The following is a 20,092-nucleotide window of genomic DNA, read 5'->3' as shown; positions in this document are numbered from 1 at the left end:
CTTGTCGCGGACCCTGGCCGCGTCTTCTGCCCCCGCGGACATCGGCGACGCGTTCTGGCAATATGGCCCGGACGCGCTGCTGACGCGCCTCGGGTCTACCCGCGAGGGCCTGGCTGAAGCCGAGGCCGACGCGCGGCTGATCCGCGACGGGCCAAACGAGATCGGGGAAACCGCCCGGCAGCACATCTTCGTCGACCTGCTCCACCGCTCGCCAATCCCCTGATGGCGATCCTGCTCATCGCCGCCATCGCAGGCGTCACGGGCGATCTTGCAAGCTTCCTCATCATTCTGGCCGTGGTGATCCTCTCCACGCTGCTCGACATGGTGCAGGAACATCGGGCGCAAGCCACGGCCGCGGCGCTCAAGCGCTCGATCGCGCTCCATGCGACCGTGCTACGCGACGGCCACCCGATCGAACTCCCGGTCAGTGCCATCGTGATGGGCGATGTGCTGCAGCTCTGTGCGGGCGATCTCGTCCCCGTCGACGGGATCGTGCTTGCCTCCAACGGCGCGCAGGTCAACGAGGCACTGCTAACCTGAGAACCCTATCCGGTCGAGAAGCGCGTCGGACCCGATCCGGAAGCCTCGACCCCCGCCGAGGCCAGCGGCGCGCTCTTCCATGGAACGTCGGTGATCGCGGGTACCGCGACGATGCTGGTCGTGGAGACAGGCGCGCGGACCCGGTTCGGCGCGATCGCGCAATCCCTGGCGGCCGCGCCTGCCTCCACCGCGTTCGAGCGCGGCATCCACAAGCTCGGTATGCTCATCGCCCGCCTCACGATCTTCCTCGTGCTGTTCGTGCTGCTGGCGCATCTGGCGCTCGGCCGCCCGCCCCTGCAATCGGGGCCTATCTTCTTTGGCGCGCGCCGCGGAGGTCCTTCGCTTTCCGCCGGACCAGGCTGGTGGCGCCTTTAGGCTTTCTGGGCGGCTTTCTCGATAGCTCGAGCGTTGGCGGCTGAGGACCGCTGGTGACCGGCAATCTCCTGGCGCAGGGCATGACCCCGCGCATGGCTGTCGGTACGGGAGCCGCGACCGGCATCCTGATTGGCGGCCTCGTTGCGGCGCCTCTCGGGCGCCTGGCTGACGCGGCGCATGTCGCCCAAGCTGCTGCTGCAACTTATTGGGATGCTGCTGGTGGCGACGAGATCTTGATCCTGCCTTCGCTGATGTTCGATCCGCTGCCCGTCTTCCCGCGCATTTGACATATTTATGGATCGGCGGCGATCGACGCTAATCTCATCAGTCCAGCCCCCGCTTGCCAGGCGCCCAATAGGCCTTGGCGAATATGCGTGCCGCCAACACATCAAGCAGTTTGAGGTGCTGTCGGATTCGCTGGATCGTGCCGGCCTTACCGGTCAGCACTAACGAGGATCGCGTAGCGATCGATGTGTCAAGCGCAGCAATGAGGTCGTCGACATGTATATCATTTTGGCGCCTTGGGATGAGCGTCACCTTCTCAATCCCAAGACGCGCCAGCACCTTTGTGCAAGCATCAATGTCGCCAACCTCGAAGCAGAAGTGCACAATATCCGCTGCTGGCATCGACATGAGCGCATAGGCGAGACCGATTGACGTCTCATCCCCGGCGAGAGCGAGCGGCGGCGTCAACTTGCCCAGGTCGAGCGACCTTCGCGGACCGAACACATCGCATTGATCCCCCACGACAAGACCGGACAGCCAGGCGCTACCGGGTCCATCGCCATGGGCGTATCCAAGCAGGCGTGTACGGCCTGCAATCGCGTCCCAGTCGATCGGCGTGTAGGTTCGCGCAACGAATGCCGAGCCCATCGCGATCTGGACCTTTTGCCCAGGCGTCCAGACGACCCCGCGAAGGGCTTCTCCCTCCAGCGACACCAGCCTGAAGCGATCGGCCACATCCTCGATCGCGGCAACGGTCGCACGCTTCATAAACAGGCTGGTGATCGCCTTGCTGAGTCGCCCCGGCTGCTTGGGCACAACGCCGCCGGAGTCCGACATACCCGTCATGCGGCCCGCACCGCGAATTCGTTGCCGCGACCTTCATCGATCGGCAGCGTCTGCGCTATGTAGCCATGCGCCGGATCGCGGACATAATCGAGATAGTCCTGCGCGAACGCGTTCTCGGCCAGCACCACCGCGCCGGGACGCAAGCGCGGCTCGATCAGCTTCAACACCGGCAGGTAAAGCGACCATGCGCCGTCGATCAGCGCCACGTCGACCGCGCCGCCGACATCCTTGAGCGTTTGGAGGGCGTCACCCTCGCGGATATCGACCAGGTCGGCAAGGCCCGCCGCTTCGACATGCGCTCTGGCGCGGGTCACTTTCGTCGGCTCCAACTCCGAGCCGATGAGTTGCCCGCCGCCATTATCGTGAAGGGCTGCGGCCAGATAGATGATCGAGACGCCCATTGAGCTGCCGAATTCCACGATCCGCTCGGCCCTTGTGGCCCGAACGATGGCGTAGAGAAAACGGCCGTAAGCCGGCGTGACCGACAGGAAATGTGCGGCATGGACGCTATAGACGGCCCCATAGTCAGCGCGTTCGTCGGCGATCATCCGAGCCGCAGCCTGCTCGATCGTGCCGCCTGTTTCTTCCAGATCTGCCATCATGTCCTGGATGAACGGGCCGTCCGCCACTTCAGCATCCCGATGAAGCCTGCTCAGCGTGTCAGCGACACGGCCGTTTGTCAGCATATTCATGATGTCTCCTGTCCGGCCACGAACCGGTTGGCCTCGACGAGTGCGTTACGACGGCATAGAGGAGATGCCGATTGGCGTCATTCCGAAGGCTCGACACTTTGTTATTCATTCTCGCCACCAAGCGCTTAGGCCTGCGATGCCGCTGCTGACTGACCTCTCGGTGGAAAGTGACTGGGTCGAACCAGATGATGTGCCGCGTCCCGTCGTCACCTATGGTTTCGAGTCAGAGACGTTCGGCGATTTCGAGCTGGACATGCATCATCATGCCAAGAGCCAGCTTCTCCTTGTCCTACGGGGAGCGCTGACCTGCGAGGTCAAGCGTGGGCTCTGGATCGTGCCGCCCCACAGCGCGATCTGGATACCCGATGGAACCGTCCATGCGATCAAGGTGACGGGAGCATTGGAAGGATATGGCGCCTTCCTGGCACCGGACATCGACGTCCGGCTCTCGCCGAGCTGCTGCGCGGTCTCGGTAACGCCGCTGCTACGCGAGCTATTGATCCGCGCCGCCCACCTCCCAGTTCTTTACGAAGAAAATGATGTGAATGCGCGGATTGTGTCGGTCATGCTGGACGAGTTGGCAGCGGCTGGTCCTGAGGATCTGCATTTGCCGATGCCGACCGAGCCTTGCCTGCGACAGATCATCGCCGATATGTTGCTCACCCCGGCCGACAGGGGGACGCTGCAGAGCTGGGCCGACAAGGTCGGCATCAGCAGTCGGACCTTCGAGCGGGTTATACGGCGCGAGACGGGCATGAGTTTCGGGCGCTGGCGTCAGCAGTTCGCCGTCACCCTCGCCGTGCAGTGGCTGGCTGCCGGCGCATCGATCCAGCAGGTGGCGGCTGATCTCGGCTACGAGAGTGTGCCCAGCTTCGTGACCATGTTTCGCAAGGCACTCGGCAACTCGCCGGGGCGCTACATGGCGCAGCGTCATGCGAGCCGGGGTTCAATAAGGTCGGTTTTCCACGGAGCTTAGCGTTTCAGGAAGCGGACGAGACCGCAAGATGATCGAGAATCGGACACTCCGGCCGCGCGTCACCGTGACAGGTCTCCGCCAGCTCCAGCAGCGTAGCCCGCATCGCTTCCAGCATCGCGGCCTTCCGGCCGAGTTCGTCCGCCCGTGTAAGCGCCAGCGCCTTCACCTCGGCGCTCGATCGCTCCCGATCGGCCCAGAGATGGAGCAGCGCGCGAATTTCCTCGATCGGAAAGCCAAGATCGCGGGCGTTGGCGATGAACTTGAGGCGATGGACGTCGGCATTCGCATAGTCGCGATAGTTGCCGCGGCGGACCGGCGGCGGAATGAGGCCGATTGCCTCATAGTGCCGGATCATGCGCTGCGAGACGCCGCTCGAATTGGACGCTCCCCCGATATTCACAGCGTCACCCGGTTGAGCCGCAACGCATTGGTGACGACGCTGACGGACGACAGCGCCATTGCGGCCGCCGCGATCATCGGCGAGAGCAGCACGCCGAACAGCAGGTAGAGAGCGCCCGCCGCGACGGGCACGCCCAGCGCATTGTAGACGAAGGCGAAGAACAGGTTCTGGCGGATGTTCGCCATGGTCGCCTGGCTCAAACGCCGGGCGCGAACGATGCCGGTCAGATCGCCCTTGAGCAGCGTGACGCCCGCGCTCTCGATCGCCACGCCGGTGCCAGAGCCCATCGCGATGCCGACATCGGCGGCGGCCAGCGCGGGTGCATCGTTCACCCCATCGCCTGCCATCGCGACGATGCGGCCGTCGCGCTTGAGCCGCGCGACAACGGCGCTCTTCTGATCGGGAAGGACGTCTGCCTCGACCTTTTCGATGCCGAGGCTGCGCGCAACGGCTTGTGCCGTGGTGTGATTGTCGCCGGTCAGCATGACGACCTCGATGCCCTCGTCACGGAGCGCAGCGAGCGCCTCGGCGGTCGTCGCCTTCACGCGATCCGCGATGGCGATCACACCCGCGGCGCGATTCGCTACCCCGACATAGATGACCGTGGCGCCATCCCCGCGTAGCACTTCGGCATCTGCCGCAAGGCTGGCTGTCCCGACGCCGGCCCCGGTGAGGAAGGCGGCATTGCCGAGCATGATCCGCTTGCCCTCGACCGTGCCGGTCGCGCCTTTGCCGATGGGGGAATCGAAGTCGGCAACCGACGGAATGAGAACGCCCCGTTCCTCCGCCGCCGCGGCAATCGCCAGGGCAAGCGGATGCTCCGACGCGCGCTCGACTGCAGCTGCCAATCGGAGCAACTCGTCTTCCTCGTAGCCTTCGGTCGCGATGATGCGGGTGACGGCCGGCCGGCCCTCGGTCAGCGTTCCCGTCTTGTCGACCACGAGCGTGTCAATCTTCTCCATGAACTCGAGCGCTTCGGCATTCTTGATGAGCACGCCCTGCCCCGCTCCCCGGCCGATGCCGACCATGATCGACATCGGTGTCGCCAGGCCCAGCGCACAGGGGCAGGCGATGATCAACACGGCGACAGCAGCCACCAGTCCGTGGGCCAACCGTGGCTCGGGCCCCCAGATACCCCAGGCGGCAAACGCCAGTGCGGCAACGGCCAGGACCGCAGGCACGAACCAGCCCGCGACCTGATCGGCCATCCGCTGGATCGGCGCGCGCGAGCGCTGCGCATCGGCGACCATCTGGACGATCCTGGCGAGCATCGTGTCGCGCCCGACCTTCTCAGCGCGGATGACAAGCGCCCCCGTCTGGTTGAGCGTGCCGCCGATGACATCATCGCCCACAGCTTTGGTGACCGGCATCGATTCTCCCGTCACCATCGCCTCGTCGAGCGAGGATCGGCCATCCTCGACTTCGCCATCGACGGGCACCTTTTCACCCGGACGCACGCGCAGCCGGTCACCCACGACGATCGCCTCGATCGCCACTTCCTCCTCGCTGCCGTCGGCCAGCATTCGCCGGGCGGTGCGCGGTGCGAGGCCGAGCAGCGCCTTGATCGCGCCCGATGTGCGTTCGCGCGCGCGCAGTTCGAGCATCTGACCGAGCAGCACCAGAACGGTGATGACCGCTGCCGCCTCGAAATACACGGCCACTGTGCCATCGGCTGCATGAAACGCGGAAGGGAAAAGCCCGGGCGCGAAGGTCGCGATCACGCTGTAGGCCCAGGCCACCCCCGTCCCCATGGCGATCAGCGTGAACATATTGAGGTTGCGCGAGCGGAGCGATGCCCAGCCGCGCGCAAAGAAAGGCGCGCCGGCCCAGAGCACGACGGGAGTAGCCAGCACCAGTTGCACCCAGACGGATATCCGCATCGGCACGAGATGATGCAGGGCCGGGAACAGGTGCGCGCCCATTTCGAGGACGAAGATCGGCAAGGCCAGGACGAGCGCGATCCAGAAGCGCCGCGTCATATCGGTCAGTTCGGCGCTCGGGCCGCTGGCCACCTCCGCGATCGCTGGCTCCAGCGCCATGCCGCAGATCGGGCAGGCGCCGGGATAATCCTGGCGTATCTCGGCGTGCATCGGGCAGGTCCAGACCGATCCGGGTGCGGCTTGAGGTTGCTTCAGATGCTGGTCGCCGAGGTAGCGTGCCGGATCGGCGATGAACTTTGTGCGGCAGCCATCACTGCAAAAATGATAGGTCTGGCCCGCATGCTCGGTGTGGTGCGCCGTGGCGGCTAGGTCGACCCGCATGCCGCAAACCGGATCAACCGCGATACCGGTCGTATCTTGCCGGCGCTCATGCGGAGGCTCGTGACAGCATGCATGCGCATGCGAATGAGGGTCGTGGTGGTTCGGTTCGGACATGTGTCAGTCTCCTGCACCCATCAACATAGGGTCTGACATCATGTCAGGGTCAAGGGCCGGATGAGGATCGACCGCGCTTTCTCGAAGGCGCCTGCGGTTCAGCCGACGCCCCGATCATGGCGACAAGCGTCTCCTCCGCGCGTTCGCGCCTCTGCGGATCGATGGAGGTAAGATCGGAGCGCAACCACTCGGGCAGTCGCCTGACCAGATCCCGCAAGCTTGTGTTTCCGTTCCCGGAGGAAACGCCCTCTCCAGGCAATGAGCCCGTGCTCATACATGGGCTTTGCTGGCCAGGAGGTTCTCGACAAATAGGCTAACGGCGGAGTGAAGGTAACGCATCAGTCCTGCTTATCCGGCAACCGCTTGAAGCCATGCATGGAAAACCACCATTGGATGGCAATGATTGCCCCTTTGGAAGGCTGGATGAGGGCGATCATCATAATGATCGCGAGCGGCAGGATGATCGCCATCAGCGTGCCCACAGATAGGAACCGCGGCTGTTCTCGGCGAGCGACGCAAAGCCATCATCCTACGCATGCGACGCGTGCCGCTGCTCGATGCCAGTGGCGCAGCCGTCCTCGAGCAGATCGTCACGCAAGCCGCGGCCGCCGGCACGCACATCATCTTGTCCGGCATTCAGGCACAACCGCTCAAGATGCTCTCCCACCTCTCACTCGGCGCTAACCAGTTCCACATCACTCATTGCGACAGCTTTGCCGACGCGCTCCGTATCGCGGGGGCCATCGCCGCCGCCCCAACTGAACCCAAAGGCAGGACACTCTCGTGACCGACAGCACTGACGACTATATCTATGATGAAGCATCGGGTGAATGGCTGCCCGCTGCCGAAGCCGCTGCAAGGGCTGCGGCCGAACACGCGGTCGAGGTGCGGGACTCCGCCGGCAATCTTCTCGCCGATGGAGACAGCGTGATCACGATCAAGGATCTCAAGGTCAAGGGCGCGGGCCAGACGCTGCGCAAGGGTAGCCCAGCGAAGCGAAGATAGAGAACTGCCTGTTGATCTGGAATGTCGGCTCAAGCTCGAAACCCCAGCTGCGCGAGGACGCTGCGTTTTCCGTAATCGTATAATTGGGCCGGGAGGAATCCGGGGCGAACTCGACCTGCTGATCGGCATATTTGGTGTAGAAGAGGCTGGCGCTGATCGACAGTCGGTTGCCGAGCGTGCGCCCCTTGTAGAAGAGTTCGTAATTGCGGACCGATTCCGGGCCGTAATAGACGTTACCGCCAGTGTCCCGATCGAGATAGAAGGCGCCAGTACGGAAGCCCTGCGAATAGGTGAAGCCTGCGCGGTGCCCTGCCCCAAGATCCTTTGCGAGCCCGACCCTGGGCACGAAATTGGTCTCATCGAATTTGTTGAAGTTGTTGAAGGTCTGCGGCGCGCCGACAAAGATAGGCTGCACGAGGTTGTGCAGGCCCAGCAGATCGAAGCGCCCGCACAGTTGCAGGTAGCCCGAAGGCGTCGAGCGCACCGATCCCAGCACGGCGAAGGCGTAGTACGGCGCAAAGGCCATCGCCTTCGGAGACCAGCCGAGATGGGGACCGACGAACGGCACCAGCGCCATCGCCGAGATCACTGCGAGGGCGCCCCCGGCCAGTTCGACCTTGGCGCCGAAGCGCAGCAATCGCGAAAGGCGGTGGGCTTGCCCATCGCGGTCGGCCTCGGCACCATAGCGCACGATCGCCTGCCACGAGGGGAATTCGATCACCCCGCAAACCGTGGTGACATAGGCATGGACGAGGACCAGCACGCCGTAGTCCTTCGGCCCCAGGTAACGCGTCGCCAGCAACAGATAGCCCAGGCTCATGATGCCCGCGCCCGCCTTGCCTCCCAGCACCAGGCCAAGGCTCGCAAAGATGCGGCGGACCCGGCGCGCCGGTCGATCGGTCATCATTCGCCCATCAGGATTTTCGGCGCGACGTACTGTTGTCCATTCATCGTGCGCTTCTAGCGGCTTGCTATCCGACATTACCAGTCTTCGTGCTCACGCGGGAACGAGCTTGAGATGGCGGCTCTCGCGGCGGCGCCTTTCCGCGAAAGCCGCAACGGCATTCGCCGCACGGACGGACGAGGGCGTATCCTGAAGATCGAAGCTCTGCGCGAACAGGTCCCGCTGCACCGCGCGGTAGCGGGTCGCGTGAAGATCTCCGGCCCGCTCCAACACGGCCTACGGGCTGCAGGTCGCCGCCGCGCGGCAATTCATCCGCGCCAACGTGCCCGCCGACGCCGACATCATCTTCGGCGGGGATTTCGATCTCGGCCATGACCCCCGCCGTATCGCGGGCGAAGAAGCCCAGGGCGGGATCGTCCCCGGCGCGCGGGAAGCGACGTCGCTGGCGAACGCGATCGATACCACGGGGATGGCCGCGCGCGACCGCAGCGCAATTCTTTCCCGCGCCAAGGACAAGCAGTACTTCCGCGCAGGAGCCGACGACCGGCTGGCCTTGCGCGATCTGGAAGTGCCGTTCGGGATCGGCAACGGCGGGACCGAATTGTCGGACCACCTGGGCTTTATCGCCAGCTACGCGGTCCGCTGATCCTCACTACCGAAAACGGAGCACTGCACGCCGATCGCCCATAACGCGGTGTAGACCAGCTACTTCGGGCAGACCAACTCGCTGAGCCCGAAGCTGCGGTATTGACCGATCACCCCCGGACCCTGATCTCGACGGCGAAGCCATGCCGATCGTCGAGGGTCCGGGCGTCGCCGCCATGGGCCAGGGCGATCGCCCGCACCATCGCCAGCCCAAGCCCATGGCCCGGCGTCGAGCGCGCCGCTTCCGCGCGGGCGAAGCGGTCGAACAGGCGGGCACGCTGCTGCGCCGGAACCCCCGGCCCGTCGTCCGCGACGGTCACCTTCACCCCGTCTTTCACCCGCTCGCCGCTGATCGTGACGCCGGTGCCTGCGGGGGTATGCCGCAAGGCATTGTCGAGCAGGTTCGCAAGGGCCTGGTTGAGAAGGCGCCGGTCGCCCTCCACTTCCATATCCTGCGCCAGGACAAGGTGCAGCGATCGCCCGCTGTCCTCGAAATCGGGGCGATAGCTCTCCGCCATCCTTTCAAGCAACGTGGAGAGGTCTAGGCGTTCGCGCGGAAGCCGCTCGCTCATGCCCTCGATCTCGGCGATGCGCAGCAGGGCGGAGAAGATCTCCAGCAGTTCGGCTGCCTGCGCGCGGGCGCTTTCGAGCCGTTCCGATCGGACCTCCTCATCGCTCTCCTGCGCGGCCTGGTCGAGGCTGGAACACAGCCGGGTCAGGGGCGTGCGCAAGTCGTGCGCGACGTCGCTGGAGACTTGCCGCAAGTTCTCCATCAGCCCCTCGATACGATCCAGCATCGCATTGAGAGTGCCCGCGAGCCGGTCGAATTCACTGCCCGATCCGTCACGCGGGACGCGCCGGGCAAAGTCGCCGCCGATGATCGCCCGCGCGGTCGCGTCGATGCGCTCCAGCCGGTGCTGCGTCAGCCAGCCGATGATCCCTGCGGCGACCGCGCCGACCACCAGCAAGGCCGCAAGGGCCGCCGCGAAAAGGGCAGCAAGCGTGCGGTCGATCTCGTCGAGGCCGGAACGGTCGGCTGCAACCACCAGCATGCCGCCCGCCACTTTCGTCGTCAGCGCCTGCGCAATGCCGGGGTCCGGCTCGCCGGGCTTGCGATAATGCAGGAACTCCTCGAACCCGACTTTCGAAGGCACTTGCGCCTGCAGCTTTCCCGCGACCCGGTTCCCGGCCTCGTCCACAAGCAGGTAGTCGAGGCTTGCAGTGGACCGGGACGCCTCGCGCCGCTCGATGGCGGAGGCGATCGCGGGCAGTCCGTGCCTGTGCGCCTCGGCCAGCAACCCCGCGGTCTCGGCCGAGATGCGGTGGTCGAGCTGCTGCTCCAGTGCCTCGTGCGTGACTTCATACGAGATCGCCCCGATCCCCACGATGGCCAGCGCGAAGACGAGACCGACGATGGCGACAAGCCCAGTCGTCGTCTTCCATGCCTTCCCCAACATCACAGTATCCACATCATCCGGGCCGCATCATGTAGCCCGAGCCGCGAACGGTCTCGATCGCGTCCTCCTCGAACCCGGCGTTCAGCTTGGAGCGCAACCGGCTCATGTGCGTGTCGACGATGTTGGTCTTGGGATCGAAGTCGAAATCCCACACCCGCTCCAGCAGCATCGTGCGCGTCACCACCCGGCGCGGGTTGCGCATCAGTTCGGCCAGCAGGCTGAATTCGCGCGGTTGCAGGGCCACGCGCCTGCCGCCCCGCTCGACCGTGCGGCTATCGAGGTCCAGCACGATGTCGCCGACGCTGAGCCGCCGCGCCTCGATCCGGGCGTGGGTGCGCCGTCCCAGCGCATTGATCCGCGCGCTAAGCTCAGAGAATGCGAAAGGCTTGACGAGGTAGTCGTCCGCACCCGCCTCCAGCCCGTTCACCCGGTCGGCGATGCTGCCGAGTGCGGTAAGCATCAGCACCGGCGTCGTATCACCGGTCGCCCGCAGCGCCTTGAGCAGCGAGAGCCCGTCGAGGCCCGGCAGCATCCGGTCCACGACGACGACGTCGAACCCGCCACCGGCGGCATGGTAGAGCCCCTCAGTCCCGCCCGAACCGAGCATGACGGCGTGGCCCGCCTCCTCCAGCCCCTTGGCGATGAAGCGCAGGGTGTCTTGGTCATCTTCGACGATCAGGATTCGCATGAGGCCAGCCTAGCGCGCCTGCGCCCCGCCGCGCCAGCCACCTCCGAGCGCGCGGAACAGTGTTACCTCTGCCTGCGCGAGCGCCATGTCGCTCTGCACCCGGGCGAGCCGGGCGGTGGCGAGGGTGCGCTCCGCATCGACCTGCAGCAATCCTGCAGCATCGCCATAGCGCACGCGAGCGGCGGTGCGCCGTGCATAGGCCTGCGCCTGGCTCGCTGCCTCGGCAAGATCACGGTTGCGGCGCATCTCCGCATCGTAGCTGGCGAGGCCGGTCTCGACTTCGCGCAGCGCCTTGAGCATGGCGACGTCCCAACCGGCCAGCGCCGCCTGTTCGGAGGCGCGGGCCTGCGCCATCTTCGCGCGCGCCGGGGCCATGTTGGGGAAAGCCCAGCTGATCAGCGGCGAGGCGACCGCATCGAACCCGCCCGCCAGCAGGCCGAGCGCGCCGCCGAGATTGACTTTGGGATAGAAGTCCGCCCGCGCCACGCCGACGCGGGCGCTGGCGGCGGCCAGCTTGCGCTCTGCCTCGCGCACGTCGGGGCGGCGCAGCAGCAGCGCGGTGCCATCGCCCACGGGCAGTGCACCTTTGAGGCGCGGCGCAGCCTCGCAGGCCAGCGCGAACCCGCGCGCCTCCGCCGGGGGACGCCCCTGCAACGTGGCGATGCGGTAGAGCGCGTTGGTCCGCTGCGCCTCGAACGGCGCGACCGCCGCGCGCGACGATGCCGACAACGCGGCGACTTGCGAGACTTCCAGCGGCGAGACCTCGCCTGCGGCCAACTGCTCCTTCACCAGCGCCACCGAGCGATCCTGCGCGGCGGCGACCGACTTGGCCTCGGTAATGGCGCGGGAGGCAGCACAGAATTCGACATAGGCCTGTACGGTATCAGCAACCACCGCCACCCGCACGCCGTCGAGCGCGGCGGCTTGCGCTTCGGCATCCGCGCGCGCGGCGAGAGCGCCCGAACGCAGGCGGCCGAACAGGTCGACGTCCCAGCTTGCCGTCGCGGCGATGTCCCAGTCGCTGGCCGAGACCGAGGCGGCGCTCGGCTGGTTGCTGGGGTTGTCCACCGTCAGCGCGCTTTCCACCGTGGTCGTCGGCAGGCGCGCGGCCTGGGCCTGTCTCAAGGCTGCGCGGGCACCGTCGAGGTTGGCGTAGGCCACGCGCAAGTCGGCGTTGGCGGCAAGGCTGGCCATGACGAGCGCGTCGAGTTGCGGATCGTCGTAGAGCCGCCACCAGTCTTCCGGCACCGGCTCTATCGAGGCAACCGGAACCTCCGCGAAAGCGCCGCCCGCAGCGGGCGGAACCACGGTCTTCGGCGGCGTCCCCGCACCCATGCAGGCCGACAGGGCAAGCGCCAGCAGCGGCGCGGCGAGCGAAACACGGCGCGTCATGCCAGGACCTCCTGAGCCTGAGCGGGCGGCGTGCGCTTCTCCTCGCCGTAGCGCGCATAGAGCGCGGGCATCAGGAACAGGTTGAGCACGGTGGAGGACAGCAGGCCGCCGAGGATAACGATGGCCATCGGGTGCTCGATCTCATGCCCCGGGGCATTGCCCGCGACGATCAGCGGCACCAGCGCCAGCCCAGCGCAGGCCGCCGTCATCAGGATGGGCACCAGCCGTTCCTCCGCCCCGCGCAGGACGAGGTCGCGGCCGAACGCCATCCCCTCCTCGCGTTCGAGATGGCGGTAGTGCGAGAGCAGCATGATCCCGTTGCGCGCGGCGATGCCGATCACGGTGACGAAGCCGACCAGCGAGCCGAGCGAGAGCACCCCGCCCGTCAGCGCCACCGCGACGACCCCGCCGACCAGCGCGAACGGCAGGCTTACCCCGACCAGCGCGGTGATCCGGCGCGAGCGGAACTCGATCCACACCAACAGCAGCACGCCCATCAGGCACAGTGCCCCGGTGGTCCACAGCCGCTGGCGCGACTCCTTCAGCGCGGCGTATTCACCCAGCACTTCGGGGTGATAGCCGCTGGCGAAGCGCACCTTGGCGACGGCCGCCTCGACCCCGCGCGCCACCGTGCCGAGGTCCGCACCCGAGACGTTGAGCGTCACGTCGAGGCGGCGCTGACCGTTCTCGCGCTTCACTTCGTTGGGCGCGGGCACTACTTCGACGTCGGCGATATCGGCGAGGCGTACCGGCGCGCCGGCGGGCGACTGGATCATCAGGTCGCGCAGGGCGTGGATATTGCCGCGCACCTCCGGCTCGCCCCATAGCGCGACGTCGAAGGCGCGCTGGTCGCGGTAGATCTCGCCGACCTTCTGCTGCGCCACCAGCGTCTGCGCCTGACGGCGCACTTCGCCCGCCGTCAGGCCGAACCGCCCCAGATCCTCGGGACGCGGGCGAATGCGCAACTGGGCGACCAGCACCTGGCTCTCCAGCTTGAGGTCCGCCACGCCGGGAATACCCGAAACCGCATCGCGGACGCGCTGTCCGGCGGCGCGCAGTTCCTCCTGCTCGGGGCCGTAGATGCGCACCACCACGGTGGCACCGGCGCCGGTCAGCACTTCCTTGATGCGTTCGCGCAAGTACGTCAGCACATCGCGGAACAGGCCGGGGTAGCCGTCGACCACTTCCTTGATCTTCGCGACCGAGCCGTCGTAGTCGGCCTTTTCGTCGAGGCTGATCCACAGTTCGGTGAAGTTCGGGCCGACGACCTCGTCCGCCTGCTCGGCGCGGCCGATGTGCGCGCCGAAATTGCGCACGCCGGAGATCGAGCGCAGTTCCTTCGACGCCCGGATAGTGATCCGGTTCATCGCCTCGATCGAGGTGCCCGGCTTCTCGACGAAGTGCATCAGGAAATCGTTCTCGCGAAAATCGGGCAGGAACTGGTCCTTGAAGGTCATGTAGCCGAGGCCGGAGAGCAGCAACCCGCCCGCCACCACGCCGATCGCCGCCCCGGGGCGCACCACCGCGCGCGGCAGGACGCGGGCATAGCGGCCCTTGAGCCAGCCGACGAAGCGCGTGTCGCGCTCCTCGGTCAGCGGCGCGCGGGGCAGCAGCAGCAGGCACATCGCGGGGGTCACCGTCAGCGCCACCAGCAGCGAGGCGCCGATCGCCAGCACATAGGCGATCGCCAGCGGCTGGAAGAACGTCCCCGCCAGCCCGCCGAGGAAGAAGATCGGCAGGAACACCAGCATCACGATGAGCGAGGCAAAGACCACTGCCGAGCGCACTTCCAGCGAGGCGGCGAGGACCACCTCGAAAGCCGATTTCCGACGCTCCGCCTCGCGGTTGAGGCGCAGGCGGCGAGCGATGTTCTCGACGTCGATGATGGCATCGTCCACCACTTCGCCCAGCGCGATGACAAGGCCCGCGATCACCATGACGTTGATCGTCGCCCCGCTCCACAGCAGCACCAGCCCGGCGCCGAGCAGCGACAGGGGGATCGCCGTCAGGCTGATGACCGCCTGCCGCCAGTCGCGCGTGAACAGGAACAGCACCGCCGCCACCAGCGCGCAGCCGATCAGCAGGGCGCGGGTCAGGTTGTCGATCGAGCGTTCGATGAAGGTAGCCGGGCGGAAGATCGTGGTATCGATCTTCACTTCGGTCAGGCCCGGCTTCAGCTCGGCGATGGCGGCCTCGACCGCGCGGGTCATCTCGAGCGTGTTGGCGGTCGGCTGCTTCTCGACGATCAGCATGATGCCGGGCACGTCGTCGATGATCGCGTTGCCGATCGGGGGCGCATGGCCGTCCACCACGCGAGCGACGTCGGACAGGCGGACCGGCGCGTTGCCTGACTGCCTGACGATCGCCTGACCCAACTGGGCGGCGTCCTGCACCATGCCCGCCTGTTGCACGGCGATGCGCTGGTTCGGAGTATCGACGAACCCGCCGCCGCCCATCAGCACCGCATCGCCCGCGGCGGCGCGCACTTCGGCAAGGGTCACGCCCGAGGCACGCAGGCGGTCGGGATCGACGAGCACATGCAACTGCCGGTCGCGCTGGCCCCAGACCGCCACGTTGGCGACGCCGGGCACGGCCATCAGCCGGGGGCGGATCGTCCAGCGCACGAGTTCGGACAGCTTCATCTGGTCGAGTTTGGTCGAGGTCAGCCCGATCTTCATCGCGCGGCTGGTCGAGGACAGCGGCGGCATCAGCACCGGCTGGCGCGCGGCCAGCGGCAGGCGCGCCTGCACTTGTGCGATACGCTCGCCGACGATCTGCCTTGCACGCATGACGTCGGTGCCGCGATCGAACAGGATCTGGACCGACGACAGGCCGAGCACAGATTTGGAGCGCAGCGTCATCAGGTCCGGCACCCCGTTCACCGCAGTCTCGATCGGCACGGTGACGAGGCTTTCGACTTCCTCGGTGGAAAGGCCGGGCGCCTCGGTCTGGATCTCGACCATGGGCGGGGCGAATTCGGGAAACACGTCGAGCGGGACGTCCCGCCCGGCGCGGATGCCCAGGACCACCAGCAGCGCCGCAAGGGCGAGCACGAGGACGCGCTGGACCAGCGCGAAGCGAACGAGACCGGCCAGCATCAGTGCGCCGCCCCGAACTCGGTGCCGAAGAGTTCCGCGGTGCCGACGGTCACGACCAGCGCCCCGGCCTTGAGCCCGCGCGCGAGCAGCGCCTGGCCGCCGCTTTCCGAGGCGACCTCCACGCGCTGGCGCACGAAAGTATCGGCGCCGGTCTTCCGGTAGACCCATTCGCCGCCGTAGATGTCACGCACGATGGCCGAGGACGGGACCGATAGGCCCTGCGTGCGCCCGGCCAGCGGCAGTTCGACCGCGACGCGCTGGCCGACGCGCAAGGCGCGGTCGCCGTTGTTCACGGCATAATAGAGATCGACGGTGCCCGCCACGCTGTCGGCGGAGGGCGGCGCCTGGACCGGGCGTGCACTCCTGCCTTCTCCGTTCCCGCCGAGCGGGCGGATCATGGCCTCGCTCCCGCGCAGCACCGCGCCGACGTCGCTGGCGAAGACCGATGCGCGAACCCAGAGCGTCGATTGGGTGCCGAGCGTCGCGACCGCCGGGCCGAGCAGCCTGCGCTGCTGGCGCGCGGCGCCGAGCGCGGCCTGCGCGGCGGCATGGGCGGCAGCGGCCTCGTCACGGGCGCGCACGCTTCCGGCTTCCTCACGCACGAGGGCCTCGGCGCGGGTCAGGGCAATGCGGGCAAGCCGGGCCTGTGCCTCGGTGCGCGCCACTTCGCCGTCGGCCACCGCCTGCTGCGATCCGATCTGCTGCAGGTTGGTGAGCGAATTGACGGGCACGCCGCCCGCGCTCGTCGGCGGCACCACGATCTCGCCGGTCACCTGCCGCGTCTGCGCGGCCGAGCCGCCGCCGACCTTCACCGTCTCGATGCCGAGGCGCTGCTGGGCCTTGGGCGTCAGGGTGAGTTTCAGGAGTTCGGCTTCGTTCGCAATCAGCTCCGCATGGGCGGGCGGCGTGGACGGCTTGGATGCCGTTTGACCGCAGGCGGACACGGCGAGCGGCAGGATCAGGAGAGCAAGATGGCGCATGCCCAGGGCGCTAGCAGACGCACATTGGGCGATTCTGGAGGCAACCATACAAAATCCCAATGTTCGAAAGGACGATGATTGGAACTGGTCGCCGCCCCTCAATGCAGATGGTCCTGCGTCGCTGTGGTCTCGGGCGCGTTCCTGCTGCGCCACGCACGCTTTCGCCGGGTCGAGCCGCCGGGAGATATCCGCGCCACGTTGCGATATTCGAGCCTGCCGCCATATCCGGCCAGACGCTCCGCCCCGCGTGCAAGATGGCGCAGCAGTTGCGGATCAAGCTCCAGCGCCAGGATCGCGCGCTGGCGCTGGAGCAGCGCCAGACAGCCGAGCAGCGTCGCCTCGTCATCGCCCAGATAAGGACAGTCGAGGGCGGAGATGACCATCCCCGCCCCCTTCGCCGCACGCGCAAGCCGGACGAAATCCCGGCAGTCGTCCGACCCGAGGCGTGCCGGTCGGCAGCCCCGGATCAGGTCGATCGCCAGTTTCTCGATCGGCGACAGTTTGGCGACGTGGATCATCGGCTGCGACCGATCGCGCCGCGCGCTCAGAACCGCGCGTTGAGGCCGACCTTGAAGGCGGTCGGCGATCCCGGCGTCACGTTCGTGTTGCTGTGCGCGTAGATGAAGTAGCGCTTGTTGAAGACGTTCTCCACGTTGAGCTGGGCGCTGACCGTCTCGCTCAGGTTGTAGTAGAGCGCGGCATCGACACGGGTGTAGCCAGGCATCGAGATCAGGTTGTCGGTCGAGGCATAGCGCTTGCCCTGATAGATGACGCCGACGGCGGCACCGAGCTGTTCGATCGGATCGAAACGGGTCCACAGCGAGGCGGCGTGCTTGGGCATGTTGGGCAGGATGTTGCCCGCCTTCACCGAATTTGACACGTTGTCGAGGAACGTGCCGTCCGAATAAGTATAGGCGCCTACCATGCTGACCTGCTTGGTGATGCTGCCTGCGACGGCGAATTCAACACCCTTGGTGCGCTGGCGACCCACGGCCTCCGGAATGCCGTTACCCTTGACGTCGGCGAGGACGTTGGCACGGTCCAGCTGGAACACGGCCGCCGAGACATTGAAGGTCGGCAGGATGTCCCACTTCGCGCCGATTTCGTAGTTCTGGTACTTCTCGGGTGCGAGGCTCTCGTTCGAGGCATTCAGGGCGGTGAGCTGGTCGCCGCCGCGCGGCAGGTACGTGCGCGAGTAGCTAGCATAGATCGAGGCGTTCTCCACCGGCTTGAAGATCAGGCCCGCACGCGGCGACCACAGGTCGTCGCAGACCTTGAAGTCCTGGTTGTTGCGCAGGTTCGTGACCTTGGTGGTGAAGTGCTCGTATCGCACGCCGACGACCACATCGAACATCGGCGAGAGCGCGATCTGGTCCTGCACGTAGCCTGCGACGACTTCGGCGGTGCCACGATTTTGCGGGCTCGACGCGCTTTGCGCCCAGCGGATGTCGGGGCGGCTGATCGTCGGGTCGAGCAGCGTCGCGTAAATCGTCGTCACGCCGCTGTCGTTGGACGCGGTGGGGAAGAACGCTTCCTGACGCAGGTTCTCGGTCTTCTGGTGGCCGTATTCCGCCCCGACGAGCAGGGTATGCTCGATCGCGCCGGTGGCGAACTGGGCGTTCAGGTCAGTCTGATTGATGAAGTTCTTGCGATTGGTGAAGTTGTTGTAGCCCTGGATGCCGACGATGGTTCCTGCCGCATAGGTACCGGCGGGCAGGCCGGCCGGGTTGGTCATCGGCGCCGTGTTCACCGTCGTCGGGAAGACGTTCTGGTAGAACTTGTCGTAGTCGGCATAGCGGGTGCGGTTGCGGATCGAGACGGTGTCGCTGAACTTGTGCTCGACGAACAGCGTCGCCGCGTCCGTATCGGTCCAGGTCGGGCTCTGGTCGGGGTCGCCGAAGAACTGGCCGCGCGGCGTGCGCAGCGGCTTGCCGAGGTAGGTGGAGACACCGCGGTCGGCGACGCGCTCATCCTTGAAATGCTCGTAACCGAGGGTCACGGTGGTGTCCGCGCCGAGCTTGAAGGTCGCCGTCGGGTTGAAGCCCCAGCGGTTGTAGTCGACGCCGTCGCGGTAGCTCTCGCTGTTCTGGTACACGCCGGTCATGCGCACCGAGACCACCTCGCCCAGCGGCGTACCCAGGTCGAACTGGCCGCGCACGTGGTTGAAGCTGCCGCCCTCGACGCGGAACGAGCGAATGAGGTCGCCATTCGCGACCGTGGTGACGCGATTGATGACGCCGCCGACGCCGCCGCGCCCGAAGATCATCGCATTCGAGCCCTTGAAGACCTCGAGCCGCTCGATGTTATAGAGATCGCGGTAGGTCTGGACGTCGTCGCGCACGCCATCGACGAAGAAGTCGCCGGTGGTGGAATTGCCGCGGATCACCAGCGTTTCGCGGTTGCCCTCGCCCTGCGCCGAGAAAATGCCGGGCACATAGCGGATGGCATCGCCGATGCTGTTCGAAGCCTGATCCTCGATCTGCTTCACCGAAACGACGTTGACCGTCTGCGGCACATCGATCAGCGGGGTATCGGTTCGCGTCGCGCTGGTCGAGCGGCTGACTTTGTAGGAAGTCTGCGCTTCCTTGTCGTCGATCGACGTCGCGGTGACGGTCGCGCCGCCGAGATTGGCCGGGGCTTCCTGCGCCTGCGCGGCCGCGCCGTGGCCGACGAGCGCAACTGCCGTTGCGGCAAGCAGGGCATGGCGGCTGCGCGCATGCGGTGATGTGAAAGCAGGCATATTTCTGAGTCCCCCTGATCGATCGAACATAATTGCTAACGATAATGCGAGCTAATCGCACTTGCTGGGGCGGATACAGACGGGCATGGTGGTTCCCAAGATGCAAAACGCAACATTGGGAAGAAGTGTATTCTTCCCAATGTAATCTCAATGTTGGGATTTTGGCGAAAGTGGTGAGTTGTTTTCCGCGATGAACGTGCTGGTTCTTGAAGATGATCCGGAGCTTTCGAAGTATCTGGGCTCCGGCCTTAGCGAACTGGGCCACCATTCCCGCCTCGTCACATCGGGGCACGAGGCGCTCGATCTGCTTGCGGACGAGCAATTCGACGTCGCCGTGCTGGACCGGATGGTTCCCGGGCTCGACGGTCTTTCGGTGATGAAGCAGGCCCGGGACGGCGGATGCCAGACCCCGATCCTGATGCTGACTGCGCTGGGCGGCATCGAGGACCGCGTCGAGGCGCTGGAAGGCGGCGCCGACGATTACCTGACCAAGCCGTTCGCCTTCGCCGAGTTCGCCGCGCGGCTGATCGCCCTGGCCCGCCGCCCGGCGCCCCAGACGCTTCAGCAAAACCTCGTCGTCGGCGACATCGAGATGAACCTCGCCCGGCGCACGGTGAGGCGCGCCGGATTGCCGATCGACCTCCAGCCGCGCGAGTTCAGCCTGCTGGAGCAGCTCATGCGCAGCCCCGACCGGGTCGTCACGCGCACCCTGCTGCTGGAGCGGATCTGGAACTTCGGCTTCGATCCGCAGACC

The 20,092-nt window shown here is 66.4% G+C and carries 22 protein-coding genes and 1 pseudogene (1 of these 23 cut by a window edge); 9 read left to right on the top strand and 14 right to left on the bottom strand.

Going from position 1 to position 20,092, the window contains the following annotated elements:
• Position 1 precedes the first annotated feature (1 nt).
• From ACXJ16_RS16450 to ACXJ16_RS16435, 4 genes are all read left to right on the top strand, one after another.
• The gene (locus ACXJ16_RS16450; protein WP_463922609.1) at positions 2 to 223 is read left to right on the top strand and encodes a cation-transporting P-type ATPase; all 222 of its coding nucleotides are present in this window, start codon (positions 2 to 4) and stop codon (positions 221 to 223) included.
• A complete protein-coding gene (locus ACXJ16_RS16445) occupies positions 223 to 540 on the top strand; it encodes a P-type ATPase actuator domain-containing protein (protein WP_463922608.1) in 318 nt (105 codons plus the stop codon). Before ACXJ16_RS16450 ends, ACXJ16_RS16445 begins: the two co-directional genes overlap by 1 nt.
• 90 nt (positions 541 to 630) lie before the next feature.
• The gene (locus ACXJ16_RS16440) at positions 631 to 915 is read left to right on the top strand and encodes a hypothetical protein (RefSeq protein ID WP_463922607.1); all 285 of its coding nucleotides are present in this window, start codon (positions 631 to 633) and stop codon (positions 913 to 915) included.
• A gap of 53 nt (positions 916 to 968) precedes the next feature.
• Positions 969 to 1,202, top strand: coding sequence for a hypothetical protein (locus ACXJ16_RS16435; RefSeq protein ID WP_463922606.1), 234 nt, complete (start codon positions 969 to 971; stop codon positions 1,200 to 1,202).
• A 37-nt stretch (positions 1,203 to 1,239) separates the two neighbouring features.
• Here the strand turns inward: ACXJ16_RS16435 and ACXJ16_RS16430 are convergent, their stop codons facing one another.
• Both ACXJ16_RS16430 and ACXJ16_RS16425 read right to left on the bottom strand, forming a co-directional pair.
• The gene (locus tag ACXJ16_RS16430; protein WP_463922605.1) at positions 1,240 to 1,986 is read right to left on the bottom strand and encodes a siderophore-interacting protein; all 747 of its coding nucleotides are present in this window, start codon (positions 1,984 to 1,986) and stop codon (positions 1,240 to 1,242) included.
• Positions 1,983 to 2,678: an O-methyltransferase gene (locus ACXJ16_RS16425; protein ID WP_463922604.1), complete on the bottom strand. Its 696-nt coding sequence runs from the start codon at positions 2,676 to 2,678 to the stop codon at positions 1,983 to 1,985. Before ACXJ16_RS16425 ends, ACXJ16_RS16430 begins: the two co-directional genes overlap by 4 nt.
• 136 nt (positions 2,679 to 2,814) lie before the next feature.
• Between ACXJ16_RS16425 and ACXJ16_RS16420 the strand changes: the two genes are divergently transcribed.
• Entirely contained in the window at positions 2,815 to 3,654 is an 840-nt protein-coding gene (locus ACXJ16_RS16420) for an AraC family transcriptional regulator (protein WP_463922603.1), read from the top strand.
• 4 nt (positions 3,655 to 3,658) lie between these two features.
• On the opposite strand, the gene cueR is transcribed toward ACXJ16_RS16420, so the two are convergent.
• From cueR to ACXJ16_RS16405, 3 genes are all read right to left on the bottom strand, one after another.
• The gene (cueR, locus tag ACXJ16_RS16415) at positions 3,659 to 4,054 is read right to left on the bottom strand and encodes a Cu(I)-responsive transcriptional regulator (protein WP_463922602.1); all 396 of its coding nucleotides are present in this window, start codon (positions 4,052 to 4,054) and stop codon (positions 3,659 to 3,661) included.
• Complete coding sequence (locus tag ACXJ16_RS16410; protein WP_463922601.1) at positions 4,051 to 6,429, bottom strand: heavy metal translocating P-type ATPase; 2,379 nt, start codon at positions 6,427 to 6,429, stop codon at positions 4,051 to 4,053. Before ACXJ16_RS16410 ends, cueR begins: the two co-directional genes overlap by 4 nt.
• A gap of 338 nt (positions 6,430 to 6,767) precedes the next feature.
• Positions 6,768 to 6,911 carry a DUF983 domain-containing protein gene (locus ACXJ16_RS16405; protein ID WP_463922600.1) on the bottom strand — a complete coding sequence of 48 codons (144 nt, stop codon included), beginning with the start codon at positions 6,909 to 6,911 and terminating at the stop codon, positions 6,768 to 6,770.
• Between the two features lie 2 nt (positions 6,912 to 6,913).
• Here ACXJ16_RS16405 and ACXJ16_RS16400 point away from each other — a divergent pair, with 2 nt between their 5' ends.
• A complete protein-coding gene (locus ACXJ16_RS16400) occupies positions 6,914 to 7,216 on the top strand; it encodes a sodium-independent anion transporter (RefSeq protein WP_463923282.1) in 303 nt (100 codons plus the stop codon).
• A pseudogene (locus ACXJ16_RS16395) lies at positions 7,213 to 7,425 on the top strand (PhnA domain-containing protein); the annotation flags it as partial. The gene ACXJ16_RS16400 and the pseudogene ACXJ16_RS16395, both read left to right, overlap by 4 nt.
• Here the strand turns inward: ACXJ16_RS16395 and ACXJ16_RS16390 are convergent.
• The gene (locus ACXJ16_RS16390) at positions 7,382 to 7,960 is read right to left on the bottom strand and encodes a TonB-dependent receptor domain-containing protein (protein WP_463923281.1); all 579 of its coding nucleotides are present in this window, start codon (positions 7,958 to 7,960) and stop codon (positions 7,382 to 7,384) included. The pseudogene ACXJ16_RS16395 and the gene ACXJ16_RS16390 sit on opposite strands and share 44 nt — an antisense overlap.
• Positions 7,961 to 8,431: 471 nt before the next feature.
• Positions 8,432 to 8,608: a hypothetical protein gene (locus ACXJ16_RS16385; protein ID WP_463922599.1), complete on the bottom strand. Its 177-nt coding sequence runs from the start codon at positions 8,606 to 8,608 to the stop codon at positions 8,432 to 8,434.
• 52 nt (positions 8,609 to 8,660) lie between these two features.
• On the opposite strand from ACXJ16_RS16385, the gene ACXJ16_RS16380 reads away from it, so the two are divergent.
• Positions 8,661 to 8,984, top strand: a complete 324-nt coding sequence (locus ACXJ16_RS16380; RefSeq protein WP_463922598.1) for a hypothetical protein — start codon at positions 8,661 to 8,663, stop codon at positions 8,982 to 8,984.
• 109 nt (positions 8,985 to 9,093) lie between these two features.
• On the opposite strand, the gene ACXJ16_RS16375 is transcribed toward ACXJ16_RS16380, so the two are convergent.
• The 7 genes from ACXJ16_RS16375 to ACXJ16_RS16345 all read right to left on the bottom strand — a co-directional run bounded on the left by ACXJ16_RS16375 (position 9,094) and on the right by ACXJ16_RS16345 (position 19,338).
• A complete protein-coding gene (locus ACXJ16_RS16375) occupies positions 9,094 to 10,440 on the bottom strand; it encodes a HAMP domain-containing sensor histidine kinase (RefSeq protein ID WP_463922597.1) in 1,347 nt (448 codons plus the stop codon).
• Between the two features lie 13 nt (positions 10,441 to 10,453).
• On the bottom strand, positions 10,454 to 11,128 hold the full coding sequence (locus ACXJ16_RS16370; protein ID WP_463922596.1) for a response regulator transcription factor: 675 nt from the start codon (positions 11,126 to 11,128) through the stop codon (positions 10,454 to 10,456).
• 9 nt (positions 11,129 to 11,137) lie between these two features.
• On the bottom strand, positions 11,138 to 12,520 hold the full coding sequence (locus tag ACXJ16_RS16365) for an efflux transporter outer membrane subunit (protein ID WP_463922595.1): 1,383 nt from the start codon (positions 12,518 to 12,520) through the stop codon (positions 11,138 to 11,140).
• On the bottom strand, positions 12,517 to 15,618 hold the full coding sequence (locus ACXJ16_RS16360; RefSeq protein WP_463922594.1) for an efflux RND transporter permease subunit: 3,102 nt from the start codon (positions 15,616 to 15,618) through the stop codon (positions 12,517 to 12,519). The genes ACXJ16_RS16365 and ACXJ16_RS16360 overlap by 4 nt, the downstream gene beginning before the upstream one ends.
• Positions 15,618 to 16,598, bottom strand: coding sequence for an efflux RND transporter periplasmic adaptor subunit (locus ACXJ16_RS16355; RefSeq protein WP_463922593.1), 981 nt, complete (start codon positions 16,596 to 16,598; stop codon positions 15,618 to 15,620). Before ACXJ16_RS16355 ends, ACXJ16_RS16360 begins: the two co-directional genes overlap by 1 nt.
• Positions 16,599 to 16,696: 98 nt before the next feature.
• A complete protein-coding gene (locus tag ACXJ16_RS16350; protein ID WP_463922591.1) occupies positions 16,697 to 17,116 on the bottom strand; it encodes a hypothetical protein in 420 nt (139 codons plus the stop codon).
• 26 nt (positions 17,117 to 17,142) lie between these two features.
• Complete coding sequence (locus ACXJ16_RS16345) at positions 17,143 to 19,338, bottom strand: TonB-dependent receptor (protein ID WP_463922590.1); 2,196 nt, start codon at positions 19,336 to 19,338, stop codon at positions 17,143 to 17,145.
• 190 nt (positions 19,339 to 19,528) lie between these two features.
• Between ACXJ16_RS16345 and ACXJ16_RS16340 the strand changes: the two genes are divergently transcribed.
• Positions 19,529 to 20,092, top strand: partial view of a response regulator transcription factor gene (locus tag ACXJ16_RS16340; RefSeq protein ID WP_463922589.1) — the 5' portion only. The gene runs 117 nt beyond the window's last position; 564 of the gene's 681 nt are visible here — the first part of the coding sequence; the start codon lies at positions 19,529 to 19,531; the stop codon falls past the right edge of the window.

Source organism: Novosphingobium sp. TK71, assembly GCF_055361505.1.
The sequence above is the reverse complement of the archived record's forward strand: the minus strand, read 5'-3'. Positions and strand labels throughout refer to the sequence as shown.